The 23,017-nt window shown below is 61.9% G+C and carries 21 protein-coding genes; 7 read left to right on the top strand and 14 right to left on the bottom strand.

Annotated elements, in window-relative coordinates; genetic code table 11:
• Positions 1-7: 7 nt before the first annotated feature.
• From KG698_RS07265 to KG698_RS07240, 6 genes are read right to left on the bottom strand one after another with little or no spacing between them, the layout of a single operon-like run.
• Positions 8-1,867: an ABC transporter ATP-binding protein gene (locus tag KG698_RS07265; protein ID WP_213684891.1), complete on the bottom strand. Its 1,860-nt coding sequence runs from the start codon at positions 1,865-1,867 to the stop codon at positions 8-10.
• Positions 1,864-3,711, bottom strand: a complete 1,848-nt coding sequence (locus KG698_RS07260) for an ABC transporter ATP-binding protein (protein WP_213684890.1) — start codon at positions 3,709-3,711, stop codon at positions 1,864-1,866. Before KG698_RS07260 ends, KG698_RS07265 begins: the two co-directional genes overlap by 4 nt.
• Before the next feature lie 42 nt (positions 3,712-3,753).
• Positions 3,754-4,332, bottom strand: a complete 579-nt coding sequence (locus tag KG698_RS07255; RefSeq protein ID WP_213684889.1) for a LysE family translocator — start codon at positions 4,330-4,332, stop codon at positions 3,754-3,756.
• 3 nt (positions 4,333-4,335) lie between these two features.
• Complete coding sequence (locus KG698_RS07250; protein WP_213684888.1) at positions 4,336-5,496, bottom strand: CCA tRNA nucleotidyltransferase; 1,161 nt, start codon at positions 5,494-5,496, stop codon at positions 4,336-4,338.
• A complete protein-coding gene (locus KG698_RS07245) occupies positions 5,493-6,086 on the bottom strand; it encodes a CoA pyrophosphatase (protein WP_300983155.1) in 594 nt (197 codons plus the stop codon). The genes KG698_RS07250 and KG698_RS07245 overlap by 4 nt, the downstream gene beginning before the upstream one ends.
• Positions 6,070-7,080, bottom strand: a complete 1,011-nt coding sequence (locus KG698_RS07240) for an Hsp33 family molecular chaperone HslO (protein ID WP_213684887.1) — start codon at positions 7,078-7,080, stop codon at positions 6,070-6,072. The genes KG698_RS07245 and KG698_RS07240 overlap by 17 nt, the downstream gene beginning before the upstream one ends.
• A 148-nt stretch (positions 7,081-7,228) precedes the next feature.
• On the opposite strand from KG698_RS07240, the gene KG698_RS07235 reads away from it, so the two are divergent.
• Positions 7,229-8,503, top strand: a complete 1,275-nt coding sequence (locus KG698_RS07235; protein ID WP_213684886.1) for a glycosyltransferase — start codon at positions 7,229-7,231, stop codon at positions 8,501-8,503.
• On the opposite strand, the gene KG698_RS07230 is transcribed toward KG698_RS07235, so the two are convergent.
• Positions 8,483-9,607, bottom strand: a complete 1,125-nt coding sequence (locus tag KG698_RS07230) for a polysaccharide biosynthesis/export family protein (RefSeq protein ID WP_213684885.1) — start codon at positions 9,605-9,607, stop codon at positions 8,483-8,485. The genes KG698_RS07235 and KG698_RS07230 overlap by 21 nt on opposite strands.
• A 222-nt stretch (positions 9,608-9,829) precedes the next feature.
• Here KG698_RS07230 and galE point away from each other — a divergent pair, with 222 nt between their 5' ends.
• Together galE and KG698_RS07220 are read left to right on the top strand one after the other, a co-directional pair.
• A complete protein-coding gene (galE, locus tag KG698_RS07225) occupies positions 9,830-10,843 on the top strand; it encodes a UDP-glucose 4-epimerase GalE (RefSeq protein WP_213684884.1) in 1,014 nt (337 codons plus the stop codon).
• Positions 10,840-11,856, top strand: coding sequence for an NAD-dependent epimerase/dehydratase family protein (locus tag KG698_RS07220; protein ID WP_213684883.1), 1,017 nt, complete (start codon positions 10,840-10,842; stop codon positions 11,854-11,856). The genes galE and KG698_RS07220 overlap by 4 nt, the downstream gene beginning before the upstream one ends.
• A gap of 5 nt (positions 11,857-11,861) precedes the next feature.
• Here KG698_RS07220 and KG698_RS07215 read toward each other — a convergent pair whose 3' ends face one another.
• Positions 11,862-12,827, bottom strand: a complete 966-nt coding sequence (locus KG698_RS07215) for a KpsF/GutQ family sugar-phosphate isomerase (RefSeq protein WP_213684882.1) — start codon at positions 12,825-12,827, stop codon at positions 11,862-11,864.
• A gap of 96 nt (positions 12,828-12,923) precedes the next feature.
• On the opposite strand from KG698_RS07215, the gene KG698_RS07210 reads away from it, so the two are divergent.
• A complete protein-coding gene (locus KG698_RS07210) occupies positions 12,924-13,373 on the top strand; it encodes an NUDIX domain-containing protein (protein WP_213684881.1) in 450 nt (149 codons plus the stop codon).
• Here KG698_RS07210 and KG698_RS07205 read toward each other — a convergent pair.
• Positions 13,370-14,644 (bottom strand): SpoIIE family protein phosphatase, encoded by a 1,275-nt coding sequence (locus KG698_RS07205; RefSeq protein WP_213684880.1) that lies wholly within the window; start codon positions 14,642-14,644, stop codon positions 13,370-13,372. The genes KG698_RS07210 and KG698_RS07205 overlap by 4 nt on opposite strands.
• A 152-nt stretch (positions 14,645-14,796) precedes the next feature.
• On the opposite strand from KG698_RS07205, the gene KG698_RS07200 reads away from it, so the two are divergent.
• Complete coding sequence (locus tag KG698_RS07200; RefSeq protein ID WP_213684879.1) at positions 14,797-15,123, top strand: Hpt domain-containing protein; 327 nt, start codon at positions 14,797-14,799, stop codon at positions 15,121-15,123.
• A gap of 9 nt (positions 15,124-15,132) precedes the next feature.
• On the opposite strand, the gene ilvA is transcribed toward KG698_RS07200, so the two are convergent.
• Positions 15,133-16,380, bottom strand: coding sequence for a threonine ammonia-lyase IlvA (gene ilvA / locus KG698_RS07195; RefSeq protein ID WP_213684878.1), 1,248 nt, complete (start codon positions 16,378-16,380; stop codon positions 15,133-15,135).
• Between the two features lie 121 nt (positions 16,381-16,501).
• Between ilvA and KG698_RS07190 the strand changes: the two genes are divergently transcribed.
• A complete protein-coding gene (locus tag KG698_RS07190; RefSeq protein WP_213684877.1) occupies positions 16,502-17,728 on the top strand; it encodes an argininosuccinate synthase in 1,227 nt (408 codons plus the stop codon).
• Between the two features lie 20 nt (positions 17,729-17,748).
• Here KG698_RS07190 and KG698_RS07185 read toward each other — a convergent pair whose 3' ends face one another.
• On the bottom strand, positions 17,749-18,999 hold the full coding sequence (locus KG698_RS07185) for an MFS transporter (RefSeq protein WP_213684876.1): 1,251 nt from the start codon (positions 18,997-18,999) through the stop codon (positions 17,749-17,751).
• 98 nt (positions 19,000-19,097) lie between these two features.
• Between KG698_RS07185 and zapE the strand changes: the two genes are divergently transcribed.
• Positions 19,098-20,198 carry a cell division protein ZapE gene (gene zapE / locus KG698_RS07180; RefSeq protein WP_213685011.1) on the top strand — a complete coding sequence of 367 codons (1,101 nt, stop codon included), beginning with the start codon at positions 19,098-19,100 and terminating at the stop codon, positions 20,196-20,198.
• Here the strand turns inward: zapE and KG698_RS07175 are convergent.
• Genes KG698_RS07175 through accD form a run of 3 tightly spaced genes read right to left on the bottom strand, consistent with a single transcriptional unit; the run spans position 20,191 to position 22,943 of the window.
• Entirely contained in the window at positions 20,191-20,712 is a 522-nt protein-coding gene (locus KG698_RS07175; protein WP_213684875.1) for a hypothetical protein, read from the bottom strand. The genes zapE and KG698_RS07175 overlap by 8 nt on opposite strands.
• A 48-nt stretch (positions 20,713-20,760) precedes the next feature.
• Positions 20,761-21,996 (bottom strand): folylpolyglutamate synthase/dihydrofolate synthase family protein, encoded by a 1,236-nt coding sequence (locus tag KG698_RS07170; protein WP_300983147.1) that lies wholly within the window; start codon positions 21,994-21,996, stop codon positions 20,761-20,763.
• A gap of 35 nt (positions 21,997-22,031) precedes the next feature.
• On the bottom strand, positions 22,032-22,943 hold the full coding sequence (gene accD / locus KG698_RS07165) for an acetyl-CoA carboxylase, carboxyltransferase subunit beta (protein WP_213684873.1): 912 nt from the start codon (positions 22,941-22,943) through the stop codon (positions 22,032-22,034).
• Between the last annotated feature and the right edge of the window lie 74 nt (positions 22,944-23,017).

Raw genomic sequence — 23,017 nt, 5'->3', positions numbered from 1 at the left:
ACGCCGCCTACTCTGCCGCCTCGGTCAGGCCGATGAAGCCGCCCGATTGGCGGTTCCAATAGCGGGCATAAAGCCCATCCTTGGCCAAAAGCGCGTCATGTGTCCCATCCTCGACGATGCGGCCCTGATCCAGCACCACGATCCGGTCCATCGCCGACAGTGTGGACAGGCGATGCGCGATGGCGATCACGGTCTTGCCCTCCATCACCTTGATCAGGCTGTCCTGAATGGCGGCCTCGACCTCGCTATCAAGGGCCGATGTTGCCTCGTCCAGCACAAGGATCGGCGCATCCTTGAGAAAAGCCCGCGCAAGGGCGATGCGCTGGCGCTGACCACCCGAAAGCTTGACACCGCGCTCCCCCAAAAAGGCGTCATAACCGCGCCGCCCCTTGTGATCGACCAAGGCGGCGATGAAAACATCGGCCTCGGCGCGGGCAGCGGCGGCATAGACTTCTTCAGGGGTCGCATCGGGCCGACCATAAAGAATATTGTCAAAGGCCGAGCGGTTGAACATGGCGGTGTCTTGCGTGACCATCGCGATCTGGCGGCGCAGGCTGTCTTGTTTGACATGGCGCACATCAATGCCGTCGATCAAGACGCGGCCCGCCTCGGCCTCGTAAAGGCGCAGCAAAAGCGCCACGAGGGTTGATTTCCCCGCGCCCGAGGCACCGACAATCCCAAGTTTCTGGCCCGGTGCGATGGTCAGATCGATCCCATCCACACCGCCCGATTGCCGCCCATAGGCAAAGCTCACGCCGGACATGACGATGCGGCCCGTCGCCTTGGGCAGATCGACCGCGTCGGGGGCATCGACCAGCGCATGGGGCGGCGTCAGGGTGCGCATGCCATCCTCGATCTCGCCCAGATTGGCATAGATCGCCATCAGCGTGAAACTGACCCAACCCGTCATCTGTGCGATCCGCATTGAGACCGCACCAATGGCCGCAATCTCGCCCGCGCTGACCCGCCCATCTTGCCAGAGCATCACACCAAACAGCACCAGGGCCACGGGCAGAACGCCCGCCGCCGTCATCAAGACAAAGCGAAACCCGGTCGAGAACACCCCGAAATCCAAGGCGGCGGCACGGTACCCCTGCATGGCGGCGATGGCGGATTGATCCTCGTGATCGACATGGCCAAATAGCTTGACGGTCTTGATATTGGTGATCGTATCCACGATCTGACCCGTCACATTGGCCCGTGCAGCGGCCCGCGTCTTGGACAGTGACCGGATGCGCGGCAGGTACCAGCGGATCATGTAGAAATAGATCACCGACCAGACGGCCAAGATCATGCCGATCCGCCAATCAATCGCGGCCAGCATCAGCACCGCGCCCACCAATGTCGCAATCGCGAAAGCACCGGCATTGATCGCCTCGGTCACGACATTGACCAGCGCCGCTGCGGTCTGCATCTGCTTTTGGGCAATGCGACCGGCGAAATCATTGTCGAAAAAGCCAATCGCGTGGCCCAGTGACCAGCGGTGCAAACGGCTTTGGATCAAGGGCGCGACATTGGGCGGAATGACGATCCCGTTAAAGGCCGCCGCCGCACCGAACAAGAAGGGGCGGATCAGCAAGAAAAACCCGACATAGACCGCAATCAGCACGGCATTGTCGGCGAAGTAATCCACCGGGCCATGGGCCAGCGCACTATCGATCACCATGCCAAGCAGCCAGGCCGAGATAACCTCCATCGCGCCGGCCAAGGCCGAGAAAAGCGTGGCAAGCCAGATCACCGGCCAAGTGCCAGACAGGCACCAGCGGATAAAGGGCCATAGGCTGCGCGGCGGCGCACCCTTGGCGGGGGCAAAGCCGTCGATCATCTCGGCCAGCCAATCGCGCAAGCGGTGCAAAAGGGCGCTCATTCCGCCGCCTCCGCATCAGTGCCAAGAAACCCGCCCGATTGGCGCGCCCAAAAGCCAGCATAAAGCCCGCCCTTGGCCAGCAGTTCGGTATGCGTGCCTGCCTCGACGATATGCCCACCATCCAGCACCACGATCCGGTCCATCCGCGCGATGGTCGAAAGCCGATGCGCGATGGCGATCACGGTCTTGCCCTCCATCACGCCGTAAAGCGTGTCTTGGATCGCGGCCTCGACCTCGCTGTCGAGCGCCGATGTCGCCTCGTCCAGCACAAGGATGGGTGCGTTCTTCAAGATCACGCGCGCAAGCGTCACGCGCTGGCGCTGACCACCCGACAGCTTGACGCCGCGCTCACCCACATGGGCGTCATAGCCGCGCCGCCCTTGCAGGTCTTCCAGCGTGAGGATGAAATCATGCGCCTCAGCGCGCTTGGCGGCGGCGATCATCGCGGCCTCGGTCGCATCGGGGCGACCATAGAGGATGTTGTCGCGGACCGAGCGGTGCAACAGCGCGCTGTCTTGCTGCACCATGCCGATCTGGGCGCGCAAACTGTCTTGGGTCACGGTGCGGATATCTTGACCATCGATCAGAATCTGCCCCGCCTCCGCATCGTAAAAGCGCAGCAAAAGCTTCACGAGGGTCGATTTGCCCGCGCCCGAGCGGCCGACAAGCCCCAGCTTTTCACCCGGCTGAATCGTCAACTGCAACTGGTCCAGCCCGCCTGCGCCGCGCCCGTAGTGATGGCTAACCGCGGCAAAATCGATCTGGCCGCGATCCATAACCAAGGTCGCCGCATCCGGTGCATCGGTCAGGCGGATGGGATCGGTGATCGTCTCCATCCCCTCGGCGACCACGCCCAGCGAGCGAAACAGCGTCGAGACCGCCCACATGATCCAACCCGTCATCGCATTGAGCCGCAGCGTCAACGCGGTTGCAGCGGCGACCGCACCAACCGAAGCCGCACCGCTGGACCAGAGCCAGAAAGCCCAACCGACCACTGACACGATCAGCAAGCCGTTCAGCGCGGTCAACGCCACATCCATGATCGTGAACAGCCGCATCTCGCGCGCGAAGGTCTGGCGCGTTTCCTCTATCGCCTCCTTGGCGTAATCTAACTCGCGGTCATGATGGGCGAACAGCTTGACCGCATGGATATTGGTGTAGCTGTCAACGACCCGCCCTGTCGTCATGGACCGCGCGTCGGCGCTGGCCTTGGAGGCGGGGCCGATGCGGATAATCGTCCAGCGCAGCAACAGCGCGTAAAGCCCGAACCAGATCAAAAGCGGGACAGCCAAGCGCGGATCGGCATTTGCCAGCAGGATTGCCGCCCCGATCAGATAGGCGAGGGCAAAGGTGATGGCGTCGAAAATCTGGAAAATTGCATCGCCAGCGCTGCCAGGCGTCTGCATGATCCGGTTAGCGATACGGCCCGCAAAATCATTCTCGAACCAGCCAACTGATTGACGCAAAACCTGTTTGTGCGCGCGCCAGCGGATCAGCGCGCCAAATTGCGGCAAGATGGAATTGTTCAGGAGCGCGACCTGAAGCCCTTGGATCATCGGGCGAAGCGTCAGTATAAAGATCGCGGCGGCGATCAATTCCCAACCATGAGCGGCCATAAGGCTGGCCGGATCGCCGTTCGTCATCAAATCGACGACACGGCCCATGTACCAGATCAGCCCGATCTCGACCGCGGCGACAAAGATCGAGATGATGGCCGTCAGGGCAAAGACTCGTTTAAACGGTTGGGAATACACCCAAAGAAACGGCCAAACCCGGCGCGGCGGCGTGTCCGTCTCGACATAGGTCGTGTAGGGATCGACCAGATTTTCGAAGAAGCGGAACATGCGGCACCCGTGTGAAGCTTGATGCTTCATATAGGTCGCATGTTACAAAAAGACCATCACCGCCGCCGCGCCAAGCCCAAGTGACATGACCCGCGCAAAGACCCGCCATGCCGCAGGCGTGTTGAGTAACATGGCCAAAAGCGCGCCGGCGAAACTCCAAAACAAGCAGACGAAAAAGTTCAGCCCGGAAAAGGCCAAAGCAAGGCGCTGCGCCTCGCCCCATGGCCCAAGCCCCGCCGCATAGCCCGAGGCAGCGGCCAGCGCCACGGCCCAAAGCTTGGGGTTGATCCATTGAAACAAGATCGCCTCGATCATGGTAAAGGGGCGCGCGCGCTGGTCATCCGCCTGCCGCGCTGATGACCGCCACAGCGCCACCGCCATCCAAGCGATCCACACCGCAGCCGCGCCCTTGAGCGCATATTGCAACGCCGGTTGCGCCACCAAGATCGCGCCGATGCCAAGCCCGGTCATCCCCGCCACGATCCCGACGCCGATCACCACACCCGCGACATGCGGCAAGGTCGCGCGAAAGCCAAAGCGCGCGCCCGATGCGGTCAGCAAGATCACATTCGGCCCAGGGCTGAACAGGCCGAGGAGAACGAAAGGGTAAAGCGGGTCCAAGGGTCACTCCGATTGGGGCAAGCGCGACAAAAGCTCTGCTTGGCTGAGCGTAAAGCGCGACGCGATCCAGCGCGCCTCCAGCGCTTTGAGCGCCTGACCCAAAGCCGCACCCGACAGGCGCGGCATCAGATCGGCGGCTTTGACCGGAAACACAGCGCTGGCCCCGCGCGCGATCAAGCTGCGCAGGGTCGGGTCAATCGGTGTCTCGAACTGGCTGGCGCGCAGCACGGCAATATCCCATGCGGCATCGGCCCCATGCAGATAAGCCAGCGCATCGGGTGCGGTCGTGCTGCTCATGCCATCGCGCAGGATTGTAAGCCGCGCGATCTGTGCATTCGAAAGGCGCAAATCGGCGGCAATATCGACCGGCCCAAGGGCGGCAAGCCGCCGGATCGGATCAGGCGGCGCATCCTCAAAGCTGATGAGAATGGGCAGCATCCGCGCCATCGCACCGGGCAGGATGCGCGCCAAGATCCCGGCTTGCGCCATCGCGGCCACGGCTGGCGCAGGGTCAGGCGCGCCAAGAAGCTTGATCATCTCGGCGCTGACCCTTTCGCGCGACAACTGACCCAAACCATCGGCAAGTGCGGCGCATGCTGCCAAACCCTCGGCATCGATCCCGGCATTCGGATCGGCATACCATGCGTGAAACCGAAAGAACCGCAAGATGCGCAGGTAATCCTCGGCGATCCGATCATGCGGGTTGCCAATGAACCGCAAGCGGCGCGCGGCCAGATCGGCCAAGCCCTCGCCCGTCGGATCAAGCACCGTGCCATCGGCTTTGGCATAAAGCGCGTTCATCGTGAAATCGCGGCGCGCGGCGTCCTTTGCCACATCATCGGTATAGGCAACGGTTGCGCGGCGTCCATCGGTCGCCACATCGCGGCGCAGCGTCGTCACCTCGAAAGGGCGGTGATCCGCGATCAGCGTCACGGTGCCATGGTCAATGCCCGTCGGCACAACCTTGACCCCGGCATCTTGCGCCAATGCCATCACATCCTCTGGCCGCAGATCGGTGGCGATATCGATATCGGCAACCTCAAGCCCCAACAGCGCGTTGCGCACACACCCGCCCACGAACCACGCGCCATGCCCATCACGTGTCAGCAGGTCCATAACCGCGCAGGTCGCCGGATCGTTCAGCCATGGGGCCGCCACCTTCATACCGACACCCGGTCAGCCAAGGATTTCAGAATGCGCGCCGTCGCACCCCAGATATAGTAGGGGCCATAAGGCACCACGAAATAGCGCCGCCGCACACCGCGCCAGCGACGCCCTTCGATGCGATAATTTGCCGGATCAAGCAGATGCGCGATGGGCACGCGAAACACCTCGGCCACCTCGCCTGCTTCGGGCGTGGCTTGGAAATCGCGGATGATGTGCGCAATAACTGGTTTAATACTATAACCAGTTACGGTTTCATGAGCGGGTAGCTCACCCAAAATGTCGACCGTCGCAGGCGCAAGGCCGATCTCTTCATGGGCTTCGCGCAGCGCGGCAGCGGCGGCATCGGCATCGCCCACATCCAGCTTGCCGCCGGGCAGCGCGATCTGGCCCGGATGATGCTTGAGATGCGAGGCGCGCTTGGTCAGCACGACATTCTCACCAACCACCCCGATCAGCACGGCGGCGGGTTTCAGCACCCGGCCCGGCGGCAAAACAATCTCGGGGTTCAGCTCATAATCCGACGAGGGCTGCGGCGGGCTTTCACGCAGTGCCGCGACCATGGTCGCGAAATCAATCCTGCGGTCCATTGTCTTGCTCCGGTCCCGCGCTCGCCTCGAAGCCCAAGGTGCTGGGGTCGAATTCGTAATGCGCACCACAGAACTGGCAATCGGCGGTGACGCGGCCATCATCGGTCGTCATATGGCCGATATCGCGCGCCGAATAGATCGATAGGCTGTTGCGCACCCGCTCTGCCGAACAGGTGCAGCCAAACGCCACCGGCAGCGCATCATAGACGCGCGGCCCTTCCTCGTGAAACAGCCGCAACAGCAGATCGGTCGGCGCCACGCGCGGCCCGACCAGTTCCAGCGGCTCGACCGTGTCGAGCAAGATATTGGCCCGGTTCCAGTTTTCCGCCGCATCATCGTCAAGCAGATCGACCGCCGCCAGCAGCCCATCCTCACCCGATGCACCGTCACCCATCAGTGGCGAGGCTTTGGGCATATGCTGCAACATGACCCCGCCGCCGCGCCATAGCGACGGCTCGCCCGGTGCGCTGCTTTGGCCATAACTCAGCGCAAAGCGCGTCGGCAATTGTTCGGATTGGGCAAAATACGCCTCGGCACAAGCGGCGAGCGAGCCACCCGACAAGGGTGTGATCCCCTGATAAGGCGTCGTGTCCCGCCCCTGATCAAGCAGAATGGCGAAATAGCCCTGACCGATCTGGCCAAAGGGGTCTTGCCCAGCGATCAGCCGTGTTGCGTCGAAACTGGCATAGGCACGGATACGGCCCGGCGCACCCTCTTCGCTGGGGGCATAGAAATCGGTCGCGATCAGGCGGATTGGCCCATCGCCCCGCACTTGCAACGACAGCTTCCAGCGCAGCTTGATGGTTTGCCCGATCATCGCGGTCAACAGCACGGCCTCGGCCACCATCGCTTCAACCTCGGGCGGGTAGTCATGCTGGGCCAAGACCCGCTCAAGCGTCTGGTCAAGGCGCGCGACGCGGCCCCGGATATCGGATCGGTCGAGTTGAAACGGCAAGACGGTATCGTCCCACGCGATCTTTGTCGTCAATGTCATGGCTGGTTGTCCTGATCTGCGGGCCGTGGGTTCCATATAGAGGGCTGCGCCGCAATCCCAAATTTACTTTGACAATATCCGCTTCACCTTGCCGCTGGGCGCGTTTTGGGCTGTATGTCACGAAAGTGCAGAAACGTGATATTTCGATATGAACATACTCTTCGTCCACCAGAACTTTCCCGGCCAGTATCGTGATTTGTTTCAATGGCTTGTCGCACAAGGCGGCCATGAGATCGTCTTTTTGACCCAGCGCAAGGGCGTGCCCCCCGTCAATGGCGCGCGCATCATTGAATACACGACGCATCACAAACCGGCCGAAACGACCTATGCGCCGACCAAATATTGGGAGGAATGCACCGGCAACGGCTTGGGCGCGGCCTTTGCCGCGCAAAAACTGGCGGCGGCGGGGTTTAGGCCCGATATCATCCTTGGCCATGTCGGCTGGGGCGAGTTGACCTTTCTCAAGGAAATCTGGGCCGATGTGCCGATCATCGGCTTTTTCGAGTATTACTTTCTGGCCAAAGGCGGTTCTGTCGGTTTCGACCCGGAATTCCCCGCCTCGGAGCATGCGCCATTCTTGATGCATGCCCGCAACGCGGTGAATTTCGCCAATTTCCAAACCGTCGATCTTGGCCAATCGCCCACATTCTTTCAGCGCGACACCTATCCAGCCAATTTCCACGACAAGATCTATGTCTGCCATGACGGGATTCGCACAGATCGGCTGGTGCCAAACCCACAGGCCGCGGTGCCGCTGTCGCGCTTGGGGCGCGCGGTCAGCCGGAAGGATGAGATTTTCACCTATATGGCGCGCAACATGGAACCCGTGCGCGGCTTTCACAAATTCATGCGCGCGCTGCCGCACATCCTTGCCGAGCGGCCCAATGCGCGCGCGCTCATCATTGGCGGCAACGAGGTGTCATACGGCAAGGCCAGCGATGCCACCGGCGGCTACCGCGCCGAGATGGAGCGCGAGATCGGCGACCGTGTCGATTGGGACCGGGTCCATTTTCTGGGCAAGGTGCCCTATGATGCCTATCAGCAGATCATCCAGATGAGCCGCGCCCATATCTACCTGACCGTGCCCTTCGTGCTGTCGTGGTCCAGCATGGAGGCGATGTCGATGGGTGCCACCATCATCGCCTCAGATACGCCACCCGTGCGCGAGATCATGACACACGGCAAAACCGCCGCCTTGGTCGATTTCCACGATCACGATGCATTGGCCCGCCAAGTGATCGCGGTGCTGGCCCGCCCCGATGATTACGCCCATTTGGGTCCGGCGGCGCGGGCGCATATTGTTGCGAATTATGATTTCACGACCAAATGCCTGCCCACGCATATCGCGCGGATCAATGACCTTGTGCCCAAGGCGCGCGCCATCCCCTTCAGCGTTTCAACCTCAATTGGCCAAACTGCTTGATTGATTGGCCAGCCCAAAGACCGCGCCGACAAGGCCAAAGATGGTCTGGACCGATGTAATCGGGCTTTCGGTGACAAGCACCAGATCACCTTGGGCAAGGTGGAAGTTGCGCGCGCTGAACAAGCCATCGGCCGATGTCAGGTCAAGCGTGAAAACCACGCGCGACTGATCTGGCCCCGCCCCGTCAAGGCGCAGCGCGCTTTGGGGATATTCGCGCAAGACCAAGACACCGCCCGGATTGCCCCGGCCGCTTTGCACCCCGCCAATGATCGAGATCGCATCCAGCGCGCTTAGCTCATCTTGGACAAAGCGATGCTGGTTTTGCTGCCCGGCCGCACCAAGCGATAGGAAATAGCGCCGATCCTCTTCCACGATCACCCGGTCGCCACCGCGCAGCAGCGTATCAAGCTGTGGATTGGCGTAAAGCCGGGCAATCGATGTGCCGTAAATGTCACCGGCGCGGATCAGCCGGACCTGTGGATTGGTCAGCGCGGTTTGCACACCGCCACCCAAGGCAATCAGGTTAAGCAGCGTGAAATTGCGATCAGGCATCGGATATGATCCGGGTGCCGCGACCCCGCCGATCAGATCGACGGAATTGCCCCGCCCTTCGGCCATGGCAAGCTGCACCTGCGAGGATGGCACGATGGGGTTGATCGCCTCTTGCAGGGTTTGGCGCGCAACCTGAAGCGTCATCCCCGCCACACGCGTATCACCCACATAGGGCAAAAAGATCGTGCCATCGGGTGCCACTTCCAACGCTTGGATCTGCACCGCGCGCTGGCCGGGCGTTGACAAAAGCGAGCTATCGCTACTGTCCCAAATCGTGATCTCGAGCGTGTCACCGACGGCGATCACCTGTGTGCGCGCACCGCCGCTGGCGGGTATCCAGCCAAGATGCGCGGCCTGTGGGTTGGGCCAAGCCGCAAGATCAGCAAGAAAGTCGCGCGTCACGGCATGCACGGCGAAATCGGTCGGCTCGCCCGTGGCGGCTTTGACAATCTCGCGCTCAACGGCGGCACCACGCGGCAGAACCTCGCAACCCGCAAGCCCGAAAACGATCAGTGCACAGGCCAAAACGCCGCGAATTCGAGAATATGCCATATGCGCCCTGCCCCAAGATGCTTGCGCACTTGTTTACGCAGCCCAGCCACAATATCAACTTTCGTCACATAAATTATCGAAAGAAGATGCAGAAATGCCCCGCCGCTTTGCCCATGCGGTGCCGCGAAAAGCGTTGCGGCCCCTCGCTTGGGTGCATCTTTACCTTGAAACCAACCGCCAAAGCATGTTTGCGTCCGGCCAAATTAACGATCATCTGGCATCATGGCATCTCGTATCCTCCTGACCGGCGGCGCCGGCTATATCGGGTCTCACACCCATGTCGCGCTGGTTGCGGCAGGGCATGATGTTGTGATTCTTGACAATTTCTCGAATGCGCGCCGCGCGGTGCCCGAGCGGTTGGAACAGATCACCGGAAAACCGACGAAGATGATCGAGGGTGATGTGCGCGACCCCGCCACCTTGGCCGCGATATTCAAGACGCAGGCCATCGATGCGGTGGTGCATTTTGCAGCGCTCAAGGCGGTTGGCGAAAGCATGGCCCGCCCGCTTGATTACTTCGATGTGAATATCGGGGGGCTGACCACGCTGTTGCACGCGATGGAGGCGGCTGGTTGCCGCCGATTGGTGTTTTCCTCATCCGCCACGGTCTATGGAGTGCCCGATGAGGCACCGACAGCCGAAACTGCCCCCTTTCGCGCAATGAACCCTTACGGCCAGACCAAGATCATGGGCGAGCAAATGCTGGGCTGGCTGCAAGCCGCCAACCCGGAATGGGCGGTGGGGATCTTGCGCTATTTCAATCCGGCCGGCGCGCATGGCTCGGCGCTGATCGGCGAAGACCCGCGCGATATTCCCAACAATCTGATGCCTTTCGTCGCCAAAGTAGCGCTTGGCGAATTGCCCCGTATCAGCGTGTTCGGCAATGATTACGACACGCCAGATGGCACCGGCGTGCGCGACTATATCCATGTCGAGGATTTGGCGCGCGGCCATGTGCTCTCGCTGGAAAAGCTGTTGTCGACAGGCCAAGGGCATGTCGTGAACCTTGGCACCGGGCGCGGCTACTCGGTGCTTGAGGTCATCGCCGCCTATCGGCGCGCTTCCAATCGCGATCTGCCCCATGTGATCACCGACCGCCGCCCCGGCGATGTGCCGATTTACGTGGCGCGCGCCGACCGCGCGGCCGAGGTGCTTGGGTTTCAGACCGAAAAGGGGCTGGATGAAATGTGCGCAAGCTCGTGGAAATGGGTTTCGAACATGGCGGGTGGGGCATGACACGCAAAGCATTGGTCACCGGCTCGTCGGGTTTCATCGGCTTTCACCTGAGCCGCCAACTCCTCGCCGCCGGCTGGGAGGTGTTGGGCATCGACGCCATGACCGATTACTACGACGTCGCGCTGAAAGAGCGGCGTCAGGCGATGCTGTCGCAGAATGCCGGGTTTCGCACCGTCAACGACCGGATCGAGGCACCGGGCGTACTTCGTGACATGATGGCCGATTTTCGCCCCGATGCGGTGATCCATCTGGCCGCCCAAGCGGGCGTGCGCCATTCCATCGACAACCCCGAAAGCTATGTCGAGGCGAATTTGATCGGCACCTTCCGCCTGCTCGAAGCGATCCGCGCCGTGCCGCCCAAACATAGCCTTCTGGCCTCGACCTCATCGGTCTATGGTGCCAATACCGACATGCCCTATGCCGAGACGCAAAAGGCCGACACCCAGATGTCGTTCTACGCCGCCACCAAAAAGGCGAATGAGGCGATGGCCCATAGCTACGCCCATCTTTACGATCTTCGGGTCACGATGTTCCGGTTTTTCACTGTTTACGGGCCATGGGGGCGGCCCGACATGGCGCCGATCAAATTCACCAAGGCGATTCTCGCAGGGCAGCCTATCGACGTCTATAACCACGGCGATATGCGCCGCGATTTCACCTATATCGACGATCTGGTCGCTGGCATCATCGGATTGATCGATGCGGTGCCGCAGCGCCCCGCCAGTGCAGCCGATATCGCGCCGGGCGACAGCCTAAGCCCGGTCGCACCCTACCGCGTGGTCAATATCGGCAATTCCGAAAGCGTCGCACTGACCGATTTCATCGCCGCGATTGAAGCGGCAACAGGCAAAACCGCGATCCGCAACCTGATGGCGATGCAGCCCGGCGATGTCCCCGCCACTTGGGCCGATGCATCACTGTTGCAAAGCCTTACAGGCCACCGCCCCAAGACGCAGGTGGCCGAAGGTGTGGCGCGTTTCGTGGAATGGTACCGCGATTATTACCGGGTCTGAGCGCCTTAGGCGATCCCAGCGCGCAAGCAGTCATGCAGATGCAAGAGGCCCACAGGCGCGCCCGTGTCATCGACGACGAAAAGCGCTGTGATGCGATTGGCCGACATCACGGCCATCGCCTCGGCCGCCAGATCATCGGCCCCGATCACGCGCGGGTTGCGGGTGGCGACCTGTCCGGCGGTGCGCGCCATCAGATGGTCGATATTGCGCCGCAGATCGCCATCCGAGATCACACCAACAAGCCGCCCGCCATCCACGACACCGGCGATGCCGAAACTTTTTTCACTCATCACGATCAAAGTCTCGGCCATGGGTGCGTCAGCGGCCACGAGCGGCAGGGCCGCACCCGCATGCATCAGCTGCGCCACCTTGGAAAGCTGTGCGCCCAGCTTGCCGCCGGGATGGAAAGTGCGGAAATTCTCCGGCAAAAAGCCGCGTTGTTCCATCACCGCCACCGCCAGCGCATCACCCAAGGCCAGCGTCAGCGTGGTCGAGGTGGTGGGCGCCATGCCGATCACGCAAGCCTCGGGCGCGGGGGGCAGCAACAACCGGTAATCGGCCGCGCGCATCAAGGTGCTGTCGGCCCGCCCCGAGATGGCCACCATCGGAATAGCAAAACGCGCAACATGAGCGACCATATCGCGTAGCTCGGCGGTCTCGCCGGAATTCGAGATCAAAATGGTCAGATCGCCCGGCATGACCATGCCCAGATCGCCATGGCTGGCCTCGGCCGGATGGACAAAGGCCGAGGGTGTCCCGGTCGATGCAAAGGTCGAGCTGATCTTGCGCGCGATATGGCCGGACTTGCCGATCCCCGACAAGATCACACGCCCCTTGGTGGCAAGGATCGCGCTGACCGCATCGGCGAAATCTGCGGGAAGCGCATTGGCCATGGCACTTACCGCTGCACCTTCGGTTTGCAGCACACGGGTGGCGGTCGCGCGGATGGCGTTGTTCTGATCTTCGGTCATGGCCATCCCTTAGCCCAAGGCCCCGCTTTTGGCGAGAGGGGGGATTTCCCCAAAGCGCCCCATCTGGCACAAGGCTTCAAACAACATGAGGCTGCGATGAACAGACGTTTTGGCCATTGGCCCGAGCCGGGCCGCCACTACACTCCCCGCCCCGGCGTCTATGCCGTGATCGATGCGGGCGACGGCATCCTTGCCACCTTTCAAGAAGAGCCGCGGCCAGAGTTGCAACTGCCCGGCGGGGGGATCGACCCCGGAGAGCCACCCCTGCGCGCGCTCTACCGCGAGGTGATGGAGGAAACCGGCTACCGCATCCATACAGCCCGGCGGCTGGGGATGTTCCACCGCTATGTCTACATGCCCGAATACGACATGCATGCCCAAAAGCTGTGCCATATCTATTACGCCCGGCTGGGGCCGCGCCGTGGCGACCCGACCGAGGCAGGCCATAGCGCGGTGTTCTTGCCATGGGATGTCGCAGCCGAGCGTCTGGCCGTGTCGGGTGATCGCCATTTCCTGCGTCAGGTCTGGGGCGAACACAGGCGCTAGGCGCGCGGGCCGTGAACCTCGACCAATACGGCCGAAACATCGTCGGGAAACACGGCGGTTCCCGCAAACCGCGCCAGCGCCGCCTCGAGCGCTGCGAAAAAGCGTGGACCGCGCAGATGGGCGCATTGCCGCACAAGGTCGATCAGCCCGCCCTCGTCCAGCGTTTGGCCCTGGGGGTTGGGGCATTCGATCAACCCGTCAGAACAGATGAGCATCCGATCACCCGGCGCAAGTTGCATCTGCGTGCTGTCATAGGCCGCCCCGTCGATGAGCCCGATGGGAAGCCCGCCCGCGCCCACCCATTCGCACTGCCCATCAGCGCGCAGGATCAGCGGATGGGGATGGCCCGCCTGCACCAGTTGAAACTGCCCCGTGGGCAAATCGAGAAAGCCCAGCGCAAGGGTGAAGTACCGCTCGGACCGCATCTCGTTCAAGATCATCTGGTTCAACCTTGCGGCGGCGTCATGCGGGGCCAAGGCGCAAAGCGCGCCGTCACGCCCACGGGTCAGGGCGATATTCTGGTCAGGGGTCGCCGCACTCAAGATACCGGCCACACGCGCCGCGATCATCGCCGCCGCCACCCCATGCCCCGAGACATCGAGCCCAAACAAACCCACCGTGCGATCATCGACCGGGAAACAGCCGACCATATCGCCGCCGATATGGCCCGAAGCCTTGAGCCACAGCGAAACATCGACATGGCCAAAGCGGCGAAACCGCTCTTGCATCTGGGCGCATTGCAGCCGCCGCGCCTCGTCCAGATCATGGTCGAGCGCGTCGTAAAGCGTGCGCAACTCGCCCAAAGCACCCGACAAAAGCTGGTTTTTCTGTACCAGATCGCGCTGCATCGCCACGATCCGTTCCCCGGCAGTCAGGCGCGCGCGCAATTCGGGCGGGCGCACGGGCTTTGTCAGGAAATCATCGGCCCCTGCGTCCAACCCTTCGGTCAGCGCGCCATCTTCGCTGCGCGAGGTGAGTAAGATGACATAAACATACCCCTCGCGCTTGAGCGCGCGCAGGCGGCGACAGAATTCCGGCCCGGTCAGGCCGGGCATCACCCAATCGCTGATCACCAGCCCGATCTCGGGATCGGTCGCGGCGGCCAAGGCTGCTTCGGGCGTGGCACATTCCACCACCTCATGACCCCAGCGACGCAAAAGGGCGCGCAAAAGCATCCGCTGGGCGCGGCTATCATCAAGCAACAGAACCTTTGGCGGCTGAGTAGCCACATCCGTGCGGGGCCATGTCAGGCGGTTGGGAAGATGCAACATGTCGGTCTGCCTTGCGCGATGATGGCCCACCTGCACCCACGCGGGTTAACGCGGGATGAACCTGACAATGCAATGGATCGCGGCGTCAGATCGCAAGCCCTTGTTAAGCGGGCGGGCCTAACCAAAGGGCGAATGGCAAGACAGGCAAGAATATGATCGATTGGACCAGATTAAATGATCTGCGCAACGATATCGGGGCTGCGGATTTTACCGATGTTGCCCATCTTTTCATGACCGAGATGCGCGATCGTCTGGTGAGCATGGCCGCCGACCCCACCGCCGCCACGGCGGAGGATTTTCATTTTCTGCGCGGCAGTGCGGCCAATCTGGGCTTGTCTGACATGGTCGCGGCCTGCAACGCGGGCGAGGCGGCATGCCGCGCGGGTATGCCCCCCGATGTGGCCGCTGTCGCCGATGCTTTTGCCGCCGCCATGATCGCCATCGCGACCGAAATCCCCGGCCTTGGCAATTCCGTTTAGCGCCGCGCCTCAGATCAGGAAATCCGACAAAACCTCATCTTGCGAGATGTCGCGGAACCCAAAACCGCGCGCGGTGACGCGTTCAACGATCCGGTCGAAATTTGCCGGATCATCGGTTTCGATCCCGATCAACACCGAGCCGAAGTTGCGGCTGTTCTTCTTGAGATATTCAAACCGCGCGATGTCATCGCCCGGCCCCAACATATCAAGGAAATCGCGCAGCGCGCCGGGGCGCTGCGGCAGGCGCAGGATGAAGTACTTCTTCAACCCCTGCCATTTGCGCGCGCGTTCCTTGACCTCGGGCAGGCGTTCGAAATCGAAATTCCCCCCAGATGTCACGCAGACCACCGTTTGCCCCGCAATCTGATCGCGCATTTCGGCCAGCACATCCACCGACAGCGCGCCGGCGGGTTCCAACACGATGCCCTCGACATTCAGCATCTCTTGAATGGTGATGCAGATGCGGTTTTCAGGCGCGATCAACACATCTTGCGGCGCGACATTGCGCAAGGCCGCGAAGGTCAAATTGCCAATCCGCGCCACCGCCGCGCCATCGACAAAAGTATCGGTGATCGGCACCGTCGTAGGTGCGCCATGGGCCAACGCAGCGGTCAGGCTGGCGCCACCGGCGGGTTCCACCAGCGTCAGCGCGGTCTTGGCACCCACCGCATCGAGATAGGAGATCATCCCCGCCGAAAGCCCGCCGCCGCCAACAGGCAAGATCAACCGATCAGGCGCGTGGCCCATTTCATCAAGCATCTCGACCGCGACCGAGGCTTGACCCTCGATCACATCGGCATCGTCGAAGGGCGACAGGAAATGCGCGCCCGTCTTCGCACATTCCGCCTTGGCGGCGGCCAATGTCTCGTCGAAGAAGTCGCCCGTGAGCACGATCTCGACCGTGCCTGCGCCGAATGTGCGGGTTTTCATGATCTTCTGCTCGGGCGTGGTCACGGGCATGAAGATGCGCCCGCGCACCCCGAAATGCGCGCAGACAAAGGCCACGCCTTGCGCGTGATTGCCAGCCGAGGCGCAGATGAAATCGCGCCGCGTGGGATCAATGGCCAGCGCCTTGCGCATCGCATTGAACGCACCGCGCAGCTTGTATGAGCGCACTGGCGACAAATCCTCGCGCTTTAGCCAGATATCGGCCCCGAAACGTTCGGAAAGATGGGCGTTGCGCTGAAGTGGTGTAGGCGGAAACAAATCACGCAAAGCGCGTGTCGTGGCCCGGGCGTTGTCTACGAAATCATTCATTCCATTGGCGTGCCGCAACTCGTGGCGCAAGTCCAGCGCCAGTTATCGCCGCTCACCTTGCCCCTGCTGCGAAAACCCGATATCGCCGCGCCGTTATTCCCGCATCTGATGGAGCCTGTCCATGTTCGCACCCAAGAAGGTTGTTCTTGCCTATTCCGGCGGTCTTGACACCTCGATCATCCTGAAATGGCTGCAAACCGAATATGGTTGCGAGGTCGTGACCTTCACCGCCGATCTGGGTCAGGGCGAAGAGTTGGAACCCGCCCGCGCCAAGGCCGAGATGCTGGGCATCGCGCCCGCGAATATCTTCATCGAAGATCTACGCGAAGAATTCGTGCGCGATTTCGTCTTCCCGATGTTCCGCGCCAATGCGCTTTACGAGGGGCTTTACCTGCTCGGCACCTCGATTGCGCGGCCCCTCATCTCCAAGCGGCTGGTCGAGATTGCGGCGATGACAGGCGCCGATGCGGTCAGCCATGGCGCAACCGGCAAGGGCAATGATCAGGTGCGGTTCGAACTCAGCGCCTATGCGCTGAACCCCGAGATCAAGGTGATCGCGCCCTGGCGGCTCTGGGATCTGACCTCGCGCACCAAGCTGTTGGAATTTGCCGAGGCGAACCAGATCCCCATCGCCAAGGACAAGCGCGGCGAGGCACCGTTCAGCGTCGATGCGAACCTGCTGCACACCTCGTCCGAGGGCAAGGTGCTGGAAAACCCCGGACAAGAGCCGCCCGATTACGTCTATCAGCGCACCACCAACCCCGAGGATGCGCCGGATACCCCCGAAATGGTGGAAATCACCTTTGAGCGCGGCGATGCGGTGGCGATCAACGGCGTGGCGATGTCGCCCGCCACGATCCTGACCAAGCTGAATGAGCTTGGCGGCAAGCATGGCGTTGGCCGCCTCGACCTCGTGGAAAACCGCTTTGTCGGGATGAAGTCGCGCGGCGTCTATGAAACCCCCGGCGGCACGATCCTGCTCGAGGCGCATCGCGGGATCGAACAGATCACGCTTGATAGCGGCGCGGGCCATCTGAAAGACAGCATCATGCCCCGCTATGCAGAGCTGATCTATAACGGCTTTTGGTTCTCGCCCGAGCGCGAGATGCTGCAAGCGCTGATCGACAAAAGCCAAGAGCATGTCAGCGGCACGGTGCGCGTGAAGCTTTACAAGGGTCACGCCCGCACCGTCGCGCGTTGGTCGGATCACAGCCTTTATTCCGAGGCGCATGTGACCTTTGAAGAAGATGCCGGCGCCTATGATCAAAAGGATGCGCAGGGCTTTATCCAGCTCAACGCGCTGCGGCTGAAACTGATCGCGTCGCGCAACCGCCGTACCAAAGGCTAACCCAAAAGCTGCGGCGGCCCTTAGGCGGCCGCAGCCTGCATCCGATCCTTGAGCGGCGATTCCTTGATCGGCAGATGCACGATGGCCGAGAGCGAACCCACGGCCACGCCGATCCACCACACGGCGGTATAATCACCGTAGATGTCGTAAAGTGCGCCGCCCAGCCAGACGCCGATAAAACTGCCTAGCTGGTGGGAAAAGAACACCAGCCCATAAAGCGTGCCCATATAGCGCAGGCCGTAGATCTGGCCGATAAGACCGCTGGTCAGCGGCACGGTCGCCAGCCACAGCGCGCCCATCACGATGGAAAAGGCGATGACGGTTTCCGGCGTGATCGGCAGAATGATGAACAGCCCCGCCGCCAGCGTGCGACCCGTGTAGATCAGTGCCAGAAGGTAGCGCTTGGGGAAATGATTGCCCAGCCACCCGGCGGTGATCGTGCCCACGATATTGGCAAGCCCAATGAGCGAAATCGCCACAGCGCCCAGCGCCGATGTGGTGGTGATGCCCATGCTATGCAAAAGCGATCCCGGTGCGATGGGGCCGCACAGCTCGGTCACGAAGGCGGGGAAATGCGCGGTGATAAAGCCAAGCTGATAACCGCAGGAAAAGAACCCGATAAAGATCAGCCCAAATGACGGGTCGCGAATGGCGCGGCCCACGATCTGGCCCATGCTTTCCTCGATCTCGGCCTTTGCCGTGCGGATCGGTGCGCGCAGCATGGGCAGCGCGAAGAGCGTCGCCATGATCATGCCCGCGAAAATCAAGAACACGCTTTGCCATGCGAAAACCGACAACAGCGCCTCGGCCAAGGGTGCGCCGAACACCTGCCCCGCCGACCCCGCCGCCGTGGCAATGCCCAAGGCGACCGAGCGGTTCTTGTCAGACGCAGCGCGGCCCACGATGGCCAAGATGACGCCAAAGCCCGTTCCCGCGATGCCAAAGCCCACAAGGATTTCCAAAAGCTGATGCTGGCCCGGCGTGATCGCATAGGCCGAAAACACCAAGCCTGCGGCATAAAGGATGACACCGAGAAAGATCGCCTTGCGGTCGCCAAAGCGTTCCGCGATGGCCCCAAAAATCGGCTGACCGATGCCCCAAGCAAGGTTCTGGATCGCGATCGCCAGCGAGAACTCGGCCCTGAGCCAGCCGAATTCCTCGGCGATGGGGATCTGGAACACGCCGAAACTCGCGCGGACGGCGAAGCAGATCATGATGATGATGCACGAGCCGATCAAAACCGGCGTGAACATAGTGTCTTGGCGGGTCATTGGCACGTTTCCCCTCTGCTTGGCGCGACCCAATCACGCCCCGCGCGCCCCTGCAAGACCCGCTTAACCCCGGCGGCGAATGGCTGTATCAGGCCGCCATGGGACAGCATCTGCAAGCAATCTACGACACCCGCGTGGCCGAAGGGCTATTGCGCCCCGATCCGGCCCAGCGCGCGGCACTGGTGCGGCTAGAAAGCCTGCGCGAAATGCTTGAGGTGAACCCGAAACCGCGCGCCTCGCTTTTGGCGCGCTTCTTCAAACCGCCAGAGCCGACAGGCAAACAGGGTATCTACCTGTGGGGCGGTGTCGGGCGCGGCAAGTCGATGCTGATGGACCTGTTCTTTCAGCATGCCCCCACACCCCAGAAACGCCGCGTGCATTTCCACGCCTTCATGCAAGAGGTGCAATCAGCCCTGCATGTGGCGCGCAAGACCGGGGTCGAAGACGCGATCAAACCCGTGGCCGAGGGAATCGCGCGCAATCTGCGGCTGTTGTGTTTCGACGAGATGCAGATCACCGATATCGCCGACGCGATGATCGTCGGCCGGCTGTTCGAGAAACTCTTTGCCGCCGGCGTGATCATCGTGACCACCTCGAACCGCCACCCCAAGGATTTGTACAAGGACGGGCTGAACCGGCAGCTGTTCTTGCCCTTCATCAAGCTTATCGAGGATCGGCTGGAGGTCGATCAACTGGATGCGATGACCGATTACCGCCAAGATCGCCTTGCCGGAACACAGGTCTATTTCACCCCCCTTGGCGCAGAGGCGACGCGCGCCATCGATGCCGTTTGGCGCGATCTGACCGGCGGGCAGGAAGAGGTGCTTTGCCTTGAGGTCAAGGGCCGCGAGGTCAAGCTGCCGCGCTACTGGGCGGGGATGGCGCGCGCCTCGTTCTGGGATTTGTGCGGCCAACCCTTGGGACCGGCCGATTACCTTGCGCTTGTGGGCGCGGTGAAGCTTTTGGTGCTCGAAGGCATCCCGCGCCTTGATGCCACCAAGTTCAACGAGGCCAAGCGCTTTGTCACCCTGATCGACGCGCTATACGAGGGGCATGTCCGCCTGATCGCTTCGGCCGAAGAGACCCCCGAACGGCTCTATCTGGAGGGGGCAGGCAGTTTCGAGTTCGAACGCACCGCCAGCCGCCTGCGCGAGATGCAGGGTGCCGCTTGGGGCGAAGGGCGCGACGCGCTTAGCTGATCGGCAAAAGCGGGTCGCAGTTCAGCCGCACATCCATGCCAAAGGCGGGCAAGGGCGTGAACGGGTCGATGGAACTGTCGGAAATCCATCTGTTGTCGATGCAGATATCCTGCGCCCAGTTGCCGCCGTTGAAACCGAACCCGCCCGTGGCACCGCAATCATTCACCTCGCCATTGGCGTTCCATTCCTGATAGCTCTGCGCCTCGCGCGAACCACCCATGGGAAAGGCCAAGCTGTCGGTATCAAAGCGCAGCGTCCAAGATGTCTTGGGCGTCAACATGGAGAGCGACCAAAAGCCAATGGGCAGCCCATCCTTGTAACCTTGGATGCGAAACGCGGTCACCTGTTTCTCGGTAATGATCCCGGTCCCAAGAAGGGTATCAGGAAAGCCGATGACCCCCTCCATCGTGTAGCCATTCGCGCCGATCCAGCAAAATTGCAACTGCGCGGCCTGCACGGGCAGGGCGGCAAGCATGGCCGCAAGCCAAAAGCTTATGATACGGGCAATCCACATGGATGTGAGTGTGAACCCTTGGCAGCAGAGGTCAAGGGCTGCGCGCGCCTAGCCGTTTTCTTTCAGGATCTCACCGGCCAGATAAAGCGAGCCACAGATCAAGATCCGCGCAGTCGGGTCTTGCGCCACGATCGCGCGCAAAGCATCGGCAACGCTATCTGCCTGCACCGCTTGTAGCCCCGCACGCGTTGCGGCATTGGCCGTTTCACTGGCCGACAGCGTTGCCATTTGCCCGGGGATCGACACGGCATGCAGGCTTTGCGCGACGCTTGCCAAGGGCGCCATATAGCCCGTCACATCCTTGGTGTTCAGCATCCCGCAAATCAGATGGGTGGGCCGCTTGGCCATGCCCGCCAAAAGCGCCGCAATCGCGCGGGCGGCGTGTGGGTTATGCCCACCATCAAGCCAAAGCTCGGCCTGTGGTGCGATGTCGAACAGCGGGCCATGGCGCAAGCGCTGCATCCGCGCGGGCCAGACGGCATCCGTCATCGCGGCCTCACAGGCGGCCTCGCCCTTGTCAAGCACGCGCAGCGCGGCAATCGCCATGCCCGCATTCTCAACCTGATGCGCCCCCAAAAGCGCGGGCATCGGCAGATCGAGCAGGCCGTTTTCATCTTGGAACACCAGCCGCCCAGCCTCGGCCCAGACATGCCAATGCTGGCCATAGGCGTACACCGGGGCAGAATGGCGCGCAGCAACCGCCTCGATCACCTCGAGCGCGGCATCTTGCTGGCGGCCCACGATCACCGGCACGCGGCGCTTGATGATCCCGGCTTTTTCACCCGCAATCCGGCCCAGCGTGTCGCCCAGATATTGCTCATGATCCATATCGACCGGCGTGATCACGCAAAGCGCGGGGGCATCAATAACGTTCGTGGCATCGAGCCGCCCGCCAAGACCTACCTCCAAAAGCGTGTAATCGGCCGGTGTTTCCGCAAAGGCCAAAAGGCCAGCGGCGGTCGTGATCTCGAAATAGGTGATCGGATCACTGCCATTGGCGGCAAGGCAACGGTCCAGCATCTCCGACAGCACATCCTCGTCGATCAGATCGCCCGCAAGGCGGATACGCTCGTGAAACCGCGCCAGATGCGGGCTGGTATAGGCATGGGTCACATGCCCTGCCCCCTCTAGCCCCGCACGGATCATGGCCAGCGTCGATCCCTTGCCATTGGTGCCAGCGATATGGATCACCGGCGGCAAGCGCCGCTCGGGGTGGTCGAGGGCGGCCAAGATACGCCACATGCGATCCAGCGTCAGATCGATGATCTTGGGATGAAAAGACATCATCCGCTCAAGGAGGACGTCAGAACGCGGCATGCTCACGGCGTGACCTGCGCCTCATCGGTGGCGTCAGGGCTGGGCAGATCGGCCACCACGGCAGGCGGCAAGCCGGTCAGCATACGGATGATGCCAATCAACTCAGCCCGCATCTTGCCGCGCGGCGTCACCCGGTCGAGCATCCCATGATCCAGAAGGTATTCAGCGCGCTGGAACCCTTCGGGCAGCTTCTCGCGGATCGTTTGTTCGATCACGCGCGGCCCCGCGAAACAGATCAGCGCATTGGGTTCGGCGATCTGCACATCACCCAGCATGGCGTAGGACGCGGTCACGCCGCCCGTGGTCGGATGGGTCAAAACCACGATATAGGGCAGCCCCGCCTCTTTCAGCATTTGGATCGCCACGGTCGAGCGCGGCATCTGCATCAGCGACAAGATCCCCTCTTGCATCCGCGCGCCGCCAGCGGCGGAAAACAGCACAAAGGGCCGCTTGAGTTTGACCGCCCGTTCACAGCCAGCGACGATGGCGTTGCCCACATACATGCCCATGGACCCGCCCATAAAGCTGAAATCCTGCGCGGCGGCCACGATGGGGGTGCGCCCGATCTCACCCTCGGCGACCAGCATCGCCTCGGCCTCGCCGGTGGATTTCTGCGCCGCGCGCAAACGGTCGGGGTATTTCTTTTGATCGCGGAACTTCAGCGGATCGTCGATGGGTTTTGGAACCGCAACCTCAAGGAAGATCCCATTGTCAAACAAGGCCGCGAAGCGTTCGCGCGGCGTGATCGCCATGTGATGCCCGCAATTGGTACAGACATTCAGCGCATCGGACAATTCGCGGTGAAACAGCATGGTGCCGCATTCATCGCATTTCGACCACAGGTTCTCGGGCATCTCGCGGCGCGAGAAGATCGAGTTGATGCGAGGGCGGACGTAATTGGTGATCCAGTTCATAAGGCGCAACGCTCCGGGGTCTGTCCGTGTTCTGACGAGATATGAGATGCGGGCCAAACTTGCAATCACAAGCC

The sequence above is a fragment of the Roseicyclus sp. genome (genome assembly GCF_018402035.1).
GTDB lineage: Bacteria > Pseudomonadota > Alphaproteobacteria > Rhodobacterales > Rhodobacteraceae > Roseicyclus.
Note: the sequence above shows the minus strand (reverse complement) of the source record. Positions and strands in the feature narration are given on the sequence as shown.